The sequence below is a fragment of the Citrobacter sp. wls826 genome, assembly GCF_005281245.1.
Taxonomy (GTDB): domain Bacteria; phylum Pseudomonadota; class Gammaproteobacteria; order Enterobacterales; family Enterobacteriaceae; genus Citrobacter; species Citrobacter braakii.
The window spans coordinates 148,968-165,501 of sequence record NZ_SZWS01000024.1; the positions used below are offsets into that span (position 1 = coordinate 148,968).

The following is a 16,534-nucleotide window of genomic DNA, read 5'->3' on the forward strand; positions in this document are numbered from 1 at the left end:
GCTTCGCTGTATGCCGTACGGGAATCTTTCGTCACGATGACGTTGAGGAACGCTTCGCGCGCATCCAGCTCCGGCAGTGTGCATTGCACCAGGGTATCGCTGTCAGGAGGGACGTCGCGCAGTTTTATCTGCTGAGCAGAAAGCGTATCTCCCTCGGCGCGAACCTCAATATGCAAGGTGTAGTCGTCAAGCGTGGTAAACCACAGTTTGTTTTCTACCCGTAGCTCGCCGCGAGCCAGATCCTGTGCGCGTACTTTTACTGGCGCAATCACCTGCTTGTATTCCTGCAGACCCGGCCCCGGGGTTTGATCGGAATAAATCAGGCCATCAAGGCAGAAGTTGTAGTTGTTCGGATAGTCGCCGTAGTCGCCGCCATATTTGTACCAGACGTTGCCGTCGTCATCTTTGGCCTGAATCCCGTGATCGCACCACTCCCAGACATAGTGTCCCTGAATGCAGTCATGCTGATAAAAGACGTTCTGATATTCCGTCAGCCCGCCGGGACCGTTGCCCATGGCGTGAGCATATTCGCAGATGATGCGCGGCTTAGGATGTGGATATTCGCCAAACTCATTCATCAGCGGCACACGGGTGTACATGGTGGAGATGATATCCACCACTTCGGCGTCACGGTCTTCTTCGTAATGGATCAGACGCGTGTCATCCAGCGCTTTCGCGGCGTGATACATGGCGCGGATGTTACAGCCGTATCCGGATTCGTTGCCGAGCGACCAGATGACGATCGACGGGTGGTTTTTTTGTGCATGGATGTGGCGCACGATGCGCTCAACGTAGACGTTTTCCCACAGCGGATCGTCGGTTATCCGGCTGATATCGCCGATATTGGCGAAGCCGTGAGATTCAACGTCGGTTTCGGCCATCACGAACAGACCGTAGATATCGCACAATTCATAGAAGCGCGGATCGTTCGGGTAATGGGCGGTACGCACGGAATTGATGTTGTGCTGCTTCATTAACAGCAGATCTTTTTCAACGCGATCCATGCCAACCGCACGGCCTTTTAGATGATCGTTGTCGTGGCGGTTAACGCCATGCAGCATCACGTAGCGGTTATTGATGTAAAACAGACCGTCGCGAACTTTGATATCGCGGAATCCGACCCGCTGTGGCACGACCTCAAGGAGATTGCCGTTGGCATCTTTCAGCGTCATCACCAGATGATAAAGATACGGCGATTCCGCTGACCACTGCTGCGGCGCGCTAACCTTGAAATTAAAAGCGGTGCGGGTGTGTTGATCCACTGCCAGATTGTTAATCACGCCGCTATGCAGCGCCTGCTCACCGTCAAACAAGGTGTATTCGAGCGACGCCATAGCTGGCGTGGAAGCCAGGTTTTCCAGCGCAATGTCGCAGGTGAGGATGGCGTCGCGATAGTCATCATCGAACTCGGTGCGAACGGTAAAATCCTGAATATGGGTCGTCTCTTTGCCTACCAGATAGACGTCGCGGAAAATTCCCGCCGACCACCACATGTCCTGGTCTTCAACGTAAGTGGAATCAGCCCATTGCATTACGCGAACGCACAGCAGGTTGTCACCGGTCTTTACCACCGCGCTGATATCAAATTCAGCCGTCAGGCGGCTGCCTTTGCTGAAACCGACGTACTGACCATTCACGTAAACTTCGAAGTAGGTTTCTACGCCATCAAATTTAATCAGCGTTTGTTTGCCCTGCCAGCCTTCGCTGAGGGAGAAAATGCGCTGGTAGGCTCCGGTGGGGTTATTGGTCGGAACGTAGGGGACATCAATCGGGAAAGGAAAACCTTCGTCGGTATACTGCAGTTTGCCGTGTCCTTCCATCTGCCACATGCCTGGGACGGTGATGCTGCCCCAGTCATTCATCAACTGCGACGTAAAGATTTCCGGCACCTGCAGCGGATGCTCAAAGAACTGAAAATTCCACTGACCGCTTAGCAACTGAAAGAGGCTGCTGGTTTCGCGGGCAAACGAGCGAGCCTGCGCAACGGAGTCATAAGAGAAAAAATATGCGCGTGGCGCCAGTCGATTTTCGTGGGTGAGCTGAATGTTTTCCCAGCGATTCATAAGGCCTCCCGGTGGAGAAAAATCGGAACCATTCATTGTAATGGTGAGTAAGTGTAATTGATGATGATTTTAGTAAAAGTTTTACTAAAATATAGCAAGTGAGGTGATTTACTTTAACTGGATCACGAAAATAATGGGGGCGCAGAAAATAATGCATGACAATGCGCGCCCGGCATCAGAAGAAACCGGGCGTGTTTACTGGGGATTTTAGCGGGTGGTGCCGCGTAGTTTCAGCTTGCTGGGAACAAAAACCAGCAGAGGAAGCGCACGCCCGTCGCGGGCTTTCTCAAACAGCAGGTTGACGCCCTGACTGCCCATCATTTCTGAATGGATGCGAACGGTGGAAAGCGGAGGAAAGGTGAAGCGCGCTGTCGGGATATCATTAACGCTAATCAGCGAAATGTCCTGCGGAATGTTCAGGCCACGCTCGTGAATGGCGCGCAGAACGCCAATAGCAATCGAGTCTGAAGCCACAAACAGGGCACCGGGATAGTCGGCTTTCGCCAGCATTTTTTTGGCCAGTTCATACCCTGATGAACTGGAGAAACCGCCGCGATAGATGTCCTGTTCAGAAACGACCTGCTGCAGACGACCGTATTCGACAAACGCGGCTTCACGGATATCTGCCTTGCCGGGTTCGTCTTCACCGCCGATGAAGCCAATGCGAGTGACGCCCTGGGCGATGAAGTAGTCGATACTCTCTTTACTGATGCGGGCCAAATCGATATCGACGGCGTCATATTCGCTGCCGGGTTCATGGAAATCGATAAAGCAGATGTTGTCGGTAAGCGCTGCTGCTGCATTACGCAAAGCCGAAGAAGGCTTGCCGACAATAAGAATGCCGGTAATGTTTTTGCTCTCCGGTAGCCCACTGTGCTCATAGCAGTTGGTCAGTTCGATCCCCAGCTTCTCACACTGGGTTTCTATTCCGTGACGGATCGCGAGATAGTAAGGATCGTTGATTTCCAAATCCTGCTGGTAGCTGTAGAGCGCCAGAATATGCTGGGGGCCGAGCGCGCTGGTCTGGTTTTTACGAGCACTGCTGGTTTTGTACTCCAGTTTTTCCGCGATCTCCAGAATGCGATGCTTGGTCTCTTCTTTTACATTCAGCGTGGGGTCATCGTTTAAAACCCGGGACACTGTCGCCAGGGACACGCCAGCTTCGATTGCGATGTCTTTAAGTGTTGCCATGTTTGCCTTTTCCCTGAGTTACCTGCGCATTGTAAATGAAGTGCTTATCTATTCATCTGTTTTCAGTAAAAAAAGTACGTTTAATTGACATGCCTGGGGTAAAACTGGGCTTTCAGAGTGTGATGACTACGTCATTTTCCCGCTTTTGAGAACCATCCCCGGAAAATATTTTGCTATTATTTAGTAAAGTTTTACCAAAGGAGAACACAATGGATACCGTCGCATTTGCTGATTTTGCCCGAATGGAAATACGTGTTGGAAAAATCGCACAGGTAAAGCGCCATGACAATGCTGATAAGCTGTATATCGTGCAGGTGGATGTGGGAGAGCGTACGCTGCAAACCGTGACCAGCCTGGTGCCTTATTACAGCGAAGAGGAGCTGATGGGGAAAACGGTGGTGGTGCTGTGTAATCTGCAAAAGGCCAAAATGCGCGGGGAAACGTCAGAATGCATGTTGCTGTGCGCTGAGACGGACGATGGCAGCGAAAGCGTGCTGCTGACGCCAGAACGCCTTATGCCTGCGGGTGTGCGGATTGTTTAAGTTGTGCTAATTGCCGGATGGCCGCTACGCTTTTATCCGACCTACATTTGATCCCGTAAGCCTGAGATGCGCAGCGCCATCCGACCTGTATTACACCTGCTCCACGCTCACCCGTAATGCTGCCAGGGCTTTGCGCGTCGATCGCAATACCAGATCGCATTGCTCGATCGTTAACGTTAACGGCGGTTCGATACGGATCGTCTTTGCATTGTTTAGCGTGCCGGCAACCAGTACCCGCTGGCGGAACATCTCACTGGCAAAGTTGTAGCCGATTTCATTATCGACAAACTCAATTGCCATCAGCATGCCTTTACCGCGTACATCATGCACCAGGTCTGGGTACTCCCGCGCAAGCTGGCGGAAACCATCCAGCAACATATCGCCTTTCTGCTCCGCCTGAGCCGGTAAATTTTGCTCCAGCAGGACGTTAATGGTGGCTAACGCAGCCGCACAAGCGAGCGGGTTGCCGCCAAACGTGGTGGTATGCAAGAAGGGATTGTCGAACAGGACGGAAAACACCTCTTCGGTGGCAATGGTTGCGCCAATTGGCATCACGCCGCCGCCCAGCGCTTTGGCCAGACACATAATGTCGGGCTGCACGTTTTCGTGCTCGCAGGCGAACATTTTGCCGGTACGACCCATGCCGGTCTGCACTTCATCAAGGATCATCAGCGCGCCAAACTCATCGCAAAGTTTACGCACGGCGGGCAAATACCCTTGCGGTGGCAGGATCACGCCCCCTTCACCCTGGATAGGTTCGAGGATCACGGCTGCGACGTCGTCACCAGTCTTTTTACACTCGCTGAGCATGGTGCGCATCGCGTTAATATCGCCAAACGGTACATGGCGGAAACCTGGCAGCAGCGGCATAAAGGGTTTGCGGAAGGTTGATTTAGCCGTGGCGGACAGTGCTCCCAATGATTTGCCGTGGAATGCGCCGCTGGTGGCAATGAACGTAAATTTACCGCGCGGCGATTGATACGCTTTCGCCAGCTTCAGAGCGGCTTCAACCGACTCGGTCCCGCTGTTACAGAAAAAACTGTATTTCAGTTTACCTGGTGCCAGCGCGGCGAGGGTTTTTGCCAGCATGGCCCGCAGAGGGTCAAGTAACTCCTGGCTGTGCAGAGGTTGTTTCGCGAGTTGATTCTGTACGGCGGAAACCACGACTGGATTACGGTGCCCCACGTTGAAAATTCCAAATCCACCCAGGCAATCGACGAACTCCTGCCCCTGGGTGTCGACAAGCGTATTCAGGCTTCCCGCTTGCCACTCTACGGCTCCGTAATCCCCGCCTGCAGTTACAGATTTTCGATACTCTAAGAACCCCGGATTGACATGCTCCTTGAAGTATTCAATCACCTCTCGGTTTAATGATTTCATTTCCTCATGATCAAGCGTGCGCTTTTCGATGAGATTCAGTGCGTGTGCGCTGCAGGCCAGGGCCGATGCGCTGGAAGGTAACCTGTTCAAAATATGCTCCCGGAGCTCGCGTATCACATGATACTGATTTAAGTATTGCAGTGATTGCGCCATTCCGGCGCGCTTAGCAAAAATCGGGATAAACACCAGGAAACATCTCATTCACGCAACATTTAATACTGATGTTTAACATTTGCTGGCATTTTGCCCAGGTTAAGACCGCGAAAACAGATCGGAAAAGCACTTTTCTGCGCTAAAAGTGAGCAATGTTTGCACTGTGACGGTGCGTTGGTAGAAGTGCAGTTGAATAGTTACTGAATGAAAGTATTTTAAATCAATGGATTAGAATGCGTACAGATTTTGAGGTTTAATCGCAAATTGCGATCTAAATCAAATTTAACAACTAAAGATAAAAAAATTATCGCCGAAATAACATAAGCCGAAAGAGTTAACAACCAGATAACCTGCACAGGACGCAATCATGTCTTCTCATCCCTACGTTAGTCAGCAAAATACACCGCTGGATGATGATATCACCCTCATGTCGACCACCGATTTACAAAGCTATATCACCCACGCGAACGATACTTTTGTCCAGGTCAGTGGCTATCAACTGAATGAATTGCTCGATAAGCCGCACAATCTGGTTCGTCATCCGGATATGCCAAAAGCGGCGTTTGCGGATATGTGGTACACCCTGAAACAGGGCGAGCCATGGAGCGGGATTGTGAAAAACCGGCGTAAGAATGGCGATCACTACTGGGTAAGGGCCAATGCGGTGCCGATGGTACGGGAAGGTCGTGTCACCGGATATATGTCAATTCGTACCCGGGCTACTGACGAGGAGATTGCGGCGGTAGAGCCTTTATATAAAGCGCTGAATGAAGGGCGTTGCAACCGACGTATCCATAAAGGACTGGTGGTACGCAAAGGCTGGCTGGGTAAACTCCCGGCGCTGCCGATTCGCTGGCGAGTGCGCAGCGTAATGGCAATTATGTTTATCGTACTGGCGGCCGCATTGCAGCAAATGGGCGCCGAATGGCCGTTACTGCTGATAAGCGCGCTGGTGATGATGCTGGGAACGGCTATTTTCGAATGGCAGATTGTGCGTCCTATTGAGAATGTCGCTCGTCAGGCGCTAAAAGTGGCGACCGGTGAACGAAACAGCGTGTTGCATCTTAACCGCAGTGATGAACTGGGCCTGATGCTGCGAGCGGTTGGGCAACTGGGGCTAATGTGCCGTTGGCTCATCCATGATGTCTCCAGTCAGGTGAGCTGTGTACGCAGCGACAGCGAAACGCTGGCGAAGGGCAGCGATGATTTAAACAAGCATACGCAGCAGACCGTAGAGAACGTGCAGGAAACGGTGACCACCATGAATCAGATGGCGGCATCGGTGAAGCAAAACTCAGAGACCGCCGCCGCGGCCGACAAGCTCTCCATTGCAGCCAGCAGCGCGGCGACGCACGGCGGCGAGGCGATGGATACCGTCATCAAAACTATGGATGATATCGCCAACAGCACCCAGCGGATCGGCACCATTACCACGCTGATTAACGATATTGCTTTCCAGACTAATATTCTGGCCCTGAACGCCGCTGTTGAAGCCGCACGGGCGGGTGAGCAGGGGAAAGGGTTCGCCGTGGTGGCGGGAGAAGTGCGACATCTTGCCAGCCGCAGCGCCAGTGCAGCCAATGATATCCGCAAGCTGATTGATGCCAGCGCCGATAAGGTGCAGTCCGGATCCGACCAGGTTCACGCCGCAGGGCGCACGATGGATGATATTGTGGCGCAGGTGCAAAACGTGACGCAGTTGATCGCCCAAATCAGTCACTCAACGCTGGAACAGTCAGATGGTCTTTCGAGCCTGACTCGCGCAGTGAATGAATTAAGCAACATTACGCAGAAAAACGCCGAGCTGGTTGAAGAGAGCGCCCAGATTTCCGCGATGGTGAAACATCGCGCTGGTCGTCTGGAAGATGCAGTCACGGTGCTGCATTAATATTAACGATAAAGGCGGAACGCAGGGCAAACGCGTTCCGCCTGCTCTGTAGATTAATCCAGTTGAGTAATATCCAGCGCAGCGCGATCGATAATACCGATGATTTTTTTGATCTGTGCATCGCTGGTATCACCATGATTGACCCGTAGGTCCAGCACGGCTTTGAAGTTCTCCAGCGCGCGTTTCATCTGCGGGTTCTTGCGTAATTCAAAACCCACGCAGCGGGCTTTAATACGTTCGTGGATATGTTCCAGATGCTCACGGTTTTCATCCAGCCACTGCTGGCCCTGGGTTGTGATCGCAATCTGTTTACGCCCGCCTTCCTCGTCGCTGATAGTGATCAGCTCTTGATCCTGCAAGAAATCCAGCGTCGGATAGACGACGCCCGGGCTCGGGGTATAGTTGCCCTGAGTCAGGGTTTCAATCGCTTTAATCAGCTCATAGCCGTGGCTGGCGTCGCGGGTCAGGATATCCAGAATGACCAGGCGTAATTCTCCGTGACCGAAGAAGCGCTGGCGACGACCGCCGCCGCGACCGTGGCGGTGTCCACAACCCTGTTCGTGGTGATGTTCTTTGTTGCAGCCTTCATGGCGATGTTCTTCACCTTTGCAGCAACCTGCATGGTGTTCGTTGTGGCGGCCTTCGTGGTGATGCCCTTCACCCTTGCAGCAGCCTTCGTGTTGGTGCTCTGTATGCTTGCAGCAACCTTCATGATGGTTTTGCATCATCGTCTCCTGATGTGTTTTAGATATATCTAATTTATATCTAAATATTGTTTTGGTGCAAGCCTATAAAATGTTTTTTGTTTAAATTGATGATTTTTATCTGTTTTAAAGGGGTTGTGTTAGCCGGTTAATCAGCAGTCGACTATATCAAAAAAGTGCTTGCAATCTTGCTTATTAGCAATCATTATCATTTAAAAATTAATTTAGATATATCGTATTATCTTTCCGAAGGCGAAAAAATGACAAAAAACACCTCACGCTACCCGCAGCGCGTTCGCAATGAACTGCGTTTTCGGGAACTTACTGTCCTGCGCGTCGAACGTATTAGCGCGGGATTTCAGCGCATTGTACTGGGCGGTGACGCTCTGGATGGTTTTAGCTCACACGGCTTTGATGACCATACCAAGGTCTTTTTCCCTGAACCGGGCAGCCACTTTGTGCCGCCGGTTGTCACCGATGAAGGTATTGTCTGGGCTGACGGCGTGCGTCCGATATCCCGTGATTACACGCCGTTGTATGACGAAGCACGCCATGAGCTGGCACTGGATTTCTATATTCATGACGGTGGCGTGGCAAGTACGTGGGCGATGAATGCCCGCGAGGGTGACAAGCTGACGGTAGGCGGACCGCGCGGTTCTTTGGTGGTGCCAGAAGACTACGCGTATCAGCTTTACGTGTGTGATGAATCGGGAATGCCTGCGCTGCGCCGACGCCTGGAGTCGCTCAGCCGTTTAGCGGTACGTCCGAACGTCACGGCGCTGGTAAGTGTGCAGGATGCCGCGTACCAGGACTATTTTGCTCATCTCGACGGATTTACTATTCAGTGGTTTATCGGCCATGACGAACAGGCGGTGAATGAACACTTATCGCAGCTAAGCGTACCTGCAGATGATTATTACATCTGGATTACCGGCGAAGGTAAGGTGGTCAAAAACCTGAGTGCTCGCTTTGAAACCGAGGCGTTCGATCAGCAACTTGTTCGCGCAGCGGCTTACTGGCATCAGCGTCGTTAATCAGTAATTAGATGGCGGAACGCCAAACGCCTGGCGGAATGCGTAGCTAAATGCCGCGGTGCTTGAATACCCTACGTCGAGCGCCACGGCGGTCACGCTTTTATTTTTCTTCAGCATTAATACGGATTCCAGAATACGCATTTTTTGCTTCCAGACGCTGAAAGGCAATCCGGTTTCTTTTTTGAAATGGCGTGAAAAGGTACGGGCAGACATACCCAGATGCTGCGCCCAGTATTCAACCGAATGCTCCAGCGCCGGGGATTCTTGTATTGTTCGGCAAACTTTGGTTAATTCGCGATCCTGTGGCCAGGGTAGTACAAAAGCGACTTCCGGAAGCTGCAGAATAATGTCGACCAGGACGCTAACCAGCTTGCCCTCTTTTGACTGGCTATCATAATGGCCCGAAATTAAATTCGTGGCGTAATGAATAAACTCTCTGGCGAAATCACTGATAGCCACCACTTTACATTCATTGATGCTCTCTTCAAGAAAGCTCGGTTTAATATCCAGATTCTCTAAATGCACATCATCCAATGCCCAAACCGCATGCTCCGTATGATTTGGGATCCAGATGCCATAATGCGCCGGGATTATCCAGCACTTGCCGGCAACATCAATACGCATACTGCCTTTGCGGGCGAAATGAAACTGCATAAAAGAGTGTGAATGCTGTGGAACATGATGATTGGCTTCCAGGACATAAGAGCGAAAGTAAACATCCTGCGGCAGTTCCGTCATGGAGTTATCCGGGAAGGAGTTCCACTGTTTTTGCACGAGAGTTTCCATAAATAGATCGTCAATGCTCCCGATGGTGTGTCCGCTGCTCGATAGATCTTGTCCGCGGATCATAATACATACACTCTTTTTTCCATAATAATCTTGCGTAAGAATTTTTAGCCCACCTTTGGTAAAAACCATGAACTCGCTTTGTTCAGATGCTGTCATCGTCAATGAAACAAATGATAACTGGACCCGAATGGGAAAAGAGCTGCTTTCGCAAGCAGATATCAGGATTAATGGCTCCCGTGCCTGGGACATTCAACTTCATCATGCCGGTTTCTTTAAACGGGTACTGCAACAAGGCTCGTTAGGGCTTGGCGAAAGCTATATGGAAGGCTGGTGGGACTGCGAGCGGCTCGATATTCTGTTCTGCAAAATCCTGAAAGCAAAACTTGACCAGCAGATGCCGGGTAACCTGAAAGATATTTTACGTATTGCCAGCGCACGCCTGTTTAATTTGCAGTCGCGGAGCCGCGCGTGGATTGTCGGCAAAGAACATTATGATATTGGTAACGATCTCTTTGCGCTGATGCTTGATCCGCATATGCAATATTCCTGCGCTTACTGGAAAGATGCGACCACATTAGACGATGCGCAAAATGCTAAATTAAAAATGATCTGTGAGAAGCTACAACTTAAACCGGGTATGCGTTTACTCGATATTGGTTGTGGCTGGGGTGGGCTGGCGGAATATGCGGCGCGTCATTATGGCGTGGCGGTGGAAGGCGTCACCATTTCCAAAGAGCAGCAAAAAATGGCGCAGCAGCGCTGTGAAGGACTGGACGTTAAGATTCTGCTGCAGGATTATCGCGACCTCGATAAACACTACGATCGCATTGTCTCCGTGGGGATGTTTGAACACGTCGGGCCAAAAAACTACGACACCTATTTCAGCATCGCCGACCGTTGTTTAAAACCGGACGGACTGTTCCTGCTACATACCATTGGTAGCAATAAAAAAGGGATGAGCGTCGATCCGTGGATCAATAAATATATTTTCCCGAACGGCTGCTTACCGGCGATCTCCCATATTGCCGAAGCCAGCGAATCACGGTTTGTGATGGAAGACTGGCATAACTTTGGCAGCGATTACGATAAAACGCTGATGGCGTGGCACGAGCGCTTTAATCAAGCGTGGCCGGAGCTGTCATCACGTTATTCCGCCACCTTCAGAAGAATGTTTAACTACTATTTATGCGCCTGCGCCGGGGCTTTCCGCGCCAGAGATATTGAACTTTGGCAGGTGCTGTTTAGTCGCGGCGTAGAGGGCGGGATCCGCGTGTATCGTTAACGTTCTGCCTGATAAGCGAAGCGCCATCAGGCAGTAAATACCTGAGAAGCGCTCCTTGTTACATCTTAGCCCAGCTCACTCTCTGCCAGCGCTTTAAACACCATCGCTACGGCGTGCGCGCCGGGGTCCATGTTTCCGAGCAGGCTTTCGCTGCTCAGATACGATGCGCGACCCGCATTGGCTTTGCTCGACAAACAGGTTCGTTCGGCTCCCGCTTGCGCGGCGTCGAATGCGGCCTGCAGATTTTTCGGCTGTGTGAGCAGCGAGGTCAGGGCCGGTTGCAGCGCATCAATCATCGTGCGATCGCCTTCGTCTGCGCCGCCGTAGAACTTCATCTGCGCCAGCCCCGTATTTAGCGCTTCGACAACGTTAGCGCCCTGTTCCAGTTTCTGCCCGGCGGCGGTAAAGAAGATTGACATCAACACACCGCTGGAACCGCCCATCACCACGGTCAGACGTTCGCCAATCAGCGCGAACAGCGTGGCAAGGTTATCCAGCGGCAGCTGCTGGCGATGCAGCAGGCTGGCAATTTCACGCGCGCCGGCGGCAAAGGTCGAACCGGTATCGCCATCGCCGACTTTGGCGTCCAGCGCATTCAGATGAGTCTCCAGATCGGAAAGGGTTGCGGTGACCAGCTCCACAACCCCGGCCACCAGGACGTTTGCCGAAGGCTGGAATTCCACGCGGGCGCTACGCTGAGATGACGCTACGCAGCTGATTTCACGCGGTGGGACCGGCGTCGGCCAGTTGCTGGTTTCCACTTCGGTGAGCAGTGCTTTTTCGATGCTCTCTTCCAGCACGATGGCCGTCAGTGAGAAGCCTTTCATATCCAGCGCGGTGACCAGCGAGGCCGGGCCAATTAGCCAGTCGATACGCGAGTGCAGCGGGCTGCTGGCGAGTTCGCGGGTGATGATGGCCATTTCGGCCACGGAAACGCCGCCAAGATTATTAATCATCACCGCCAGACGACCGGTTTCAGGCAGGGCGGTCAGCAGTTTATCCACCATCAGGTTCACCACTTGCGCACTGTTTTGGGTGTCGATAACCGATGCGCCTGGTTCGCCGTGAATGCCCATACCCAGCTCCGCATGACCCGGATGATGACGAGGGGCTGCGTCGGTTTCTTGCGGCAAATGACAGCTGGAAAGCGCTACGCCCAGGCTAAAGGTGTTGCTGGCTGCGTACTGCGCTTCACGCAGGACGGTGGCGAGGTTATAGCCGCGTTCGGCAAAATAGCCTGCGATTTTATGCACCAGGATAGTTCCCGCAATGCCACGTGGGTGTTTGTTATCCGGCAGGGAGATGTCGTCGCCGACAATCAGCATTTCAACGTTATAGCCAAGGCGACGCGCCTTCTCGGCGGCGAGACCGAAATTAAGACGGTCACCGGTGTAGTTTTTCACAATCAACAAACAGCCAGCCTCACCGGTCACCGCCTGAATGGCGGTCAGTACTGCATCCACGCTCGGGGAGGCGAAAACGTCGCCGCAGACCGCAGCGGTTAGCATGCCTTTACCGATAAACCCAACGTGCGCGGGTTCGTGTCCCGAACCGCCGCCGGAAATGACCGCTACGTTATTTTTATTAAGGTCACGACGGACCACGATGCGAATGGCCGGATCGCTTTCCAGACGCGCCAGGTTATTCCATGGGCTGGCGATAATCGCCCCGTCGATGACGTCGCTCACAAGATGGGTGCGTTGGTTAAAAAAGAATTGAGACATAACGGCTCCTCGAGGTTGAGTGAAAGACAAACCCCCGAATGTAGGATCATGGTGCGGAGGCAATGAAGAGATTCTGGCGAAGTCAGCGTGGAAAAAAACAACGCTAAAATGAGTTTCATTACGGAACGTTGATGCTGTTTTTTGTTCCGAAATGAAACTTAAAAAAGCGGGGAATGATCATAATGCGAGCTCGCTCGACTTTTTTCTCCTGCGATCAGCGCCGCTCATACGGCGCAGCCAGCCTTTTTTTTGCCGGTTTTAATACAACTGCATGAGTAAAAGAGGAACTGAGCTTCGTGTTTGCCGGAGATTTGGGGGTAAATGTACGGATCGGGATCGCAAACCTTATCATTTTTGTGGATAAGCGTTCCAGAATGGAACGTACGTCGTTTTTATCTGTTTCATATCAGAACAAAATGACGAAAGATTTTTTTGTTCACGCCTCGCCATACAGTTATTGCATCGCTCCGGTACCTCCTGTTTTTGCCGACAGCAACAGGCCAAACAGGTTAACGCCAGGGCTCACCATGTAAAAACATGTACTTATTTGAGGATGAAAGGAATGCTAAAAGTTATTCAATCTCCAGCCAAATATCTCCAGGGCCCTGACGCTTCCACCTTATTTGGTCAATACGCTAAAAATCTGGCGGACAGCTTTTTCGTGATTGCGGATGACTTCGTGATGAAGCTGGCGGGAGAGAAGGTACTCAATGGCCTGCACAGCCACGACATTAGCTGCCACGCGGAACGCTTCAACGGTGAATGCAGCCATATTGAAATTAATCGCCTGATTGCCATTCTGAAACAGCACGGTTGCCGCGGCGTGGTTGGGATTGGCGGCGGGAAAACGTTGGATACCGCCAAAGCGATTGGTTACTACCAGAAGCTACCGGTGGTGGTGATCCCTACTATCGCCTCTACCGATGCGCCAACCAGCGCGCTGTCCGTTATCTATACCGAAGCCGGTGAGTTTGAAGAGTATCTGATCTACCCGAAAAACCCGGATATGGTGGTGATGGACACCGCAATCATTGCCAAAGCGCCGGTACGCCTGCTGGTGGCCGGGATGGGCGATGCGCTCTCAACCTGGTTTGAAGCGAAAGCCTGTTATGACGCCAGAGCGACCAGCATGGCGGGCGGACAGTCCACCGTAGCGGCGCTGAGCCTGGCGCGCCTGTGCTATGATACCCTGCTGGCGGAAGGCGAAAAGGCACGCTTTGCCGCGCAGGCTGGCGTGGTGACTGATGCGCTGGAGCGTATTGTCGAAGCGAACACTTACCTCAGCGGCATCGGCTTTGAAAGCAGCGGTCTTGCAGGGGCGCATGCTATCCACAACGGTTTTACGATTCTGGAAGAGTGTCACCATTTGTACCACGGTGAAAAAGTCGCCTTTGGTACGCTGGCGCAGCTGGTGCTGCAAAACAGCCCGATGGAAGAGATCGAAACCGTGCTGAATTTCTGTCAGAAAGTAGGCCTGCCGGTAACGTTAGCGGAAATGGGCGTGAAAGACGACATTGACGGCAAGATCATGGCCGTGGCCAAAGCGACCTGCGCAGAAGGTGAAACCATCCACAATATGCCGTTCTCGGTGACGCCTGAAAGCGTACATGCCGCGATACTGACGGCAGACCTGCTGGGACAGCAGTGGCTGGCGCGTTAATCAGTCGTCGGTAAGTTTTTATCCGGCATCTTCTCCCCCCTCTGACAGTCTCTGCCGGAGGGGTTGTCTATGGTAAAACAGCGGAAAGGGATATGACGACGCACACTCAGGACATTGGGAAGGAAGTCTCTTCGGTCATTGCCCAGTCATGGCATCGTTGCAGCAAGTTTATGCAGCGGGAAACCTGGCAGGCGCCGCATCAGGCGCAGGGCCTGACCTTTGAGTCGATCTGTCGTCGCAAAACAGCGCTGCTGACGATTGCTCAGGCCGCGCTGGAAGATGCCTGGGAGTTTATGGACGGCCGTCCGTGCGCGCTGTTAATTCTGGATGAATCGGCCTGTATTCTCAGCCGTTGCGGCGATCCGCAGACGGTGGAGCAACTGGCGGAGCTCGGTTTTCGCGACGGCAGTTACTGTGCGGAAAGCATTATTGGCAGCTGCGCGTTGTCGCTGGCGACGATGCCGGGGCAACCGACAAAAACCTCTGGCGATCAGCACTTTAAACAGGCGTTGCATCCGTGGTCGTTCTGCTCTACGCCAGTATTCGATAACCATGGTCGACTGTTTGGCTCCATCTCGCTGTGCTGTCTGGTAGAGCATGAGTGCGTTTCTGATTTATCCCTGACGCTGGCGATTGCCAGAGAAGTCGGCAACTCATTGCTGACTGACAGCCTGCTGGCTGAATCCAACCGCCATCTGAACCAGATGTACGGGCTGCTGGAGAGTATGGATGATGGCGTGATGGCCTGGAACGAACAGGGCGTATTGCAGTTCCTCAATGCGCGCGCGGCGCTGCTTTTGCATCTCGACGCGCAGGCCAGCCAGGGGAAGAATATTAACGACCTGCTCAATCTCCCCATGCTGCTGCGTCGGGCGATCAAACATGCCCGCGGCCTGAATCATGTCGAAGTCACCTTTGAAAGCCAGCACCAGTTTGTTGATGCCGTCATCACCCTGAAACCGATTGTTGAAGAGCAGGGCAACAGCTTTATCCTGCTGCTGCATCCGGTGGAGCAAATGCGTCAACTGATGACCAGCCAGCTCGGCAAGGTGAGCCACACCTTTGAGCAGATGTCGACAGACGATCCAGAAACCCGACGTTTGATCCACTTTGGTCGTCAGGCGGCGAGGGGAAGTTTCCCGATCCTGCTGTGCGGGGAAGAGGGCGTCGGTAAAGAGCTACTGAGTCAGGCCATTCACAATGAAAGCGAACGCGCCAGCGGGCCGTATATCGCCGTGAACTGCCAGCTGTATGCCAACAGCGTACTGGGGCAGGATTTTATGGGCAGTGCGCCCACTGATGATGAAAACGGGCGGCTGAGCCGTCTTGAACTGGCGAACGGCGGCACGCTGTTTCTGGAAAAAATTGAATATCTGGCGCCGGAGTTACAATCCGCGCTGCTGCAGGTGATCAAGCAGGGCGTTTTAACCCGCCTGGATGCCCGGCGGCTGATTCCGGTGGATGTCAAAGTGATCGCCACCACCACGGTTGATCTCGCGAATCTGGTGGAGCAAAACCGCTTTAGCCGTCAGTTGTATTACGCGCTGCACTCTTTTGAGATCGTAATCCCGCCGCTGCGGGCGCGGCGTAACAGTATTCCATCGCTGATTTATACGCGGTTGAATAGCCTGAAAAAACGCTTTTCATCCAGCCTGAAGATCGACGACGACGCGTTGGCACAACTGGTGGCCTATTCGTGGCCGGGTAATGATTTTGAGCTGAACAGCATTATTGAAAACATCGCCATCAGCAGTGATAACGGCCATATTCGGCTGAGCAATCTGCCGGATTATCTGTTTGCCGAACGCCCTGGTCTGGAGACGGCATCTTCACTGCTGCCCGCCAGCCTGACCTTTACCGCCATCGAGAAAGAGGCGATTATCCATGCCGCCCGCGTGACCAGTGGGCGGGTTCAGGAGATGTCGCAACTGCTGAATATTGGTCGCACCACCCTGTGGCGTAAGATGAAGCAGTACGACATTGATGCCAGCCAGTTTAAGCGTAAACATCTGGAGTAGTTTCTTCGATTCTGGCCATCGAGAACAGCGCATCCGACAGCCGGTTGATATAACGCCTGGCCTCATCGCGTAACGTCAGCGTTCTGCCCATCGCGATGAGGATCCG

12 protein-coding genes and 1 pseudogene are annotated in these 16,534 nt (G+C 52.7%); 6 read left to right on the forward strand and 7 right to left on the reverse strand.

Annotated elements, in window-relative coordinates; all coding sequences use genetic code 11:
• Together ebgA and ebgR are read right to left on the reverse strand one after the other, a co-directional pair.
• A partial coding sequence (gene ebgA, locus FDW87_RS05780; RefSeq protein WP_252363031.1) for a beta-galactosidase subunit alpha occupies positions 1-2,063 on the reverse strand: 2,063 nt, incomplete at its 3' end.
• A gap of 207 nt (positions 2,064-2,270) precedes the next feature.
• The gene (ebgR, locus tag FDW87_RS05785) at positions 2,271-3,254 is read right to left on the reverse strand and encodes a transcriptional regulator EbgR (RefSeq protein WP_016157523.1); all 984 of its coding nucleotides are present in this window, start codon (positions 3,252-3,254) and stop codon (positions 2,271-2,273) included.
• Between the two features lie 209 nt (positions 3,255-3,463).
• Between ebgR and FDW87_RS05790 the strand changes: the two genes are divergently transcribed.
• On the forward strand, positions 3,464-3,796 hold the full coding sequence (locus FDW87_RS05790) for a tRNA-binding protein (RefSeq protein WP_016157522.1): 333 nt from the start codon (positions 3,464-3,466) through the stop codon (positions 3,794-3,796).
• A 90-nt stretch (positions 3,797-3,886) separates the two neighbouring features.
• Here FDW87_RS05790 and ygjG read toward each other — a convergent pair whose 3' ends face one another.
• Positions 3,887-5,266, reverse strand: coding sequence for a putrescine aminotransferase (gene ygjG / locus FDW87_RS05795; protein ID WP_049259762.1), 1,380 nt, complete (start codon positions 5,264-5,266; stop codon positions 3,887-3,889).
• A gap of 430 nt (positions 5,267-5,696) precedes the next feature.
• Between ygjG and FDW87_RS05800 the strand changes: the two genes are divergently transcribed.
• The gene (locus tag FDW87_RS05800; RefSeq protein WP_047414073.1) at positions 5,697-7,217 is read left to right on the forward strand and encodes a PAS domain-containing methyl-accepting chemotaxis protein; all 1,521 of its coding nucleotides are present in this window, start codon (positions 5,697-5,699) and stop codon (positions 7,215-7,217) included.
• A gap of 53 nt (positions 7,218-7,270) precedes the next feature.
• Here the strand turns inward: FDW87_RS05800 and FDW87_RS05805 are convergent, their stop codons facing one another.
• The gene (locus FDW87_RS05805; protein ID WP_161623113.1) at positions 7,271-7,945 is read right to left on the reverse strand and encodes a PadR family transcriptional regulator; all 675 of its coding nucleotides are present in this window, start codon (positions 7,943-7,945) and stop codon (positions 7,271-7,273) included.
• Between the two features lie 236 nt (positions 7,946-8,181).
• On the opposite strand from FDW87_RS05805, the gene FDW87_RS05810 reads away from it, so the two are divergent.
• Positions 8,182-8,955, forward strand: a complete 774-nt coding sequence (locus FDW87_RS05810; protein ID WP_016154590.1) for a siderophore-interacting protein — start codon at positions 8,182-8,184, stop codon at positions 8,953-8,955.
• Here the strand turns inward: FDW87_RS05810 and FDW87_RS05815 are convergent, their stop codons facing one another.
• Positions 8,956-9,804: an AraC family transcriptional regulator gene (locus tag FDW87_RS05815; RefSeq protein ID WP_016154589.1), complete on the reverse strand. Its 849-nt coding sequence runs from the start codon at positions 9,802-9,804 to the stop codon at positions 8,956-8,958.
• Between the two features lie 67 nt (positions 9,805-9,871).
• Here FDW87_RS05815 and cfa point away from each other — a divergent pair, with 67 nt between their 5' ends.
• The gene (gene cfa, locus FDW87_RS05820) at positions 9,872-11,026 is read left to right on the forward strand and encodes a cyclopropane fatty acyl phospholipid synthase (protein ID WP_019077741.1); all 1,155 of its coding nucleotides are present in this window, start codon (positions 9,872-9,874) and stop codon (positions 11,024-11,026) included.
• Between the two features lie 65 nt (positions 11,027-11,091).
• Here cfa and FDW87_RS05825 read toward each other — a convergent pair whose 3' ends face one another.
• Positions 11,092-12,750 carry a glycerone kinase gene (locus FDW87_RS05825; RefSeq protein WP_049040239.1) on the reverse strand — a complete coding sequence of 553 codons (1,659 nt, stop codon included), beginning with the start codon at positions 12,748-12,750 and terminating at the stop codon, positions 11,092-11,094.
• A gap of 562 nt (positions 12,751-13,312) precedes the next feature.
• Here FDW87_RS05825 and FDW87_RS05835 point away from each other — a divergent pair.
• Positions 13,313-14,410 (forward strand): glycerol dehydrogenase, encoded by a 1,098-nt coding sequence (locus FDW87_RS05835; protein ID WP_016157514.1) that lies wholly within the window; start codon positions 13,313-13,315, stop codon positions 14,408-14,410.
• A 92-nt stretch (positions 14,411-14,502) separates the two neighbouring features.
• Entirely contained in the window at positions 14,503-16,428 is a 1,926-nt protein-coding gene (dhaR, locus tag FDW87_RS05840) for a dihydroxyacetone kinase operon transcriptional regulator DhaR (RefSeq protein WP_016154585.1), read from the forward strand.
• On the opposite strand, the pseudogene FDW87_RS21900 reads toward dhaR, so the two are convergent.
• A pseudogene (locus FDW87_RS21900) lies at positions 16,406-16,534 on the reverse strand (cobalamin adenosyltransferase); the annotation flags it as partial. The gene dhaR and the pseudogene FDW87_RS21900 sit on opposite strands and share 23 nt — an antisense overlap.

Coding starts and splice junctions, on each gene's coding strand:
- ebgR (WP_016157523.1), bottom strand. CDS start 3,254: ATGGCAACACTTAAAGACATCGCAATCGAAGCTGGCGTGTCCCTGGCG.
- FDW87_RS05790 (WP_016157522.1), top strand. CDS start 3,464: ATGGATACCGTCGCATTTGCTGATTTTGCCCGAATGGAAATACGTGTT.
- FDW87_RS05800 (WP_047414073.1), top strand. CDS start 5,697: ATGTCTTCTCATCCCTACGTTAGTCAGCAAAATACACCGCTGGATGAT.
- FDW87_RS05805 (WP_161623113.1), bottom strand. CDS start 7,945: ATGATGCAAAACCATCATGAAGGTTGCTGCAAGCATACAGAGCACCAA.
- FDW87_RS05810 (WP_016154590.1), top strand. CDS start 8,182: ATGACAAAAAACACCTCACGCTACCCGCAGCGCGTTCGCAATGAACTG.
- FDW87_RS05815 (WP_016154589.1), bottom strand. CDS start 9,804: ATGATCCGCGGACAAGATCTATCGAGCAGCGGACACACCATCGGGAGC.
- cfa (WP_019077741.1), top strand. CDS start 9,872: ATGAACTCGCTTTGTTCAGATGCTGTCATCGTCAATGAAACAAATGAT.
- FDW87_RS05825 (WP_049040239.1), bottom strand. CDS start 12,750: ATGTCTCAATTCTTTTTTAACCAACGCACCCATCTTGTGAGCGACGTC.
- FDW87_RS05835 (WP_016157514.1), top strand. CDS start 13,313: ATGCTAAAAGTTATTCAATCTCCAGCCAAATATCTCCAGGGCCCTGAC.
- dhaR (WP_016154585.1), top strand. CDS start 14,503: ATGACGACGCACACTCAGGACATTGGGAAGGAAGTCTCTTCGGTCATT.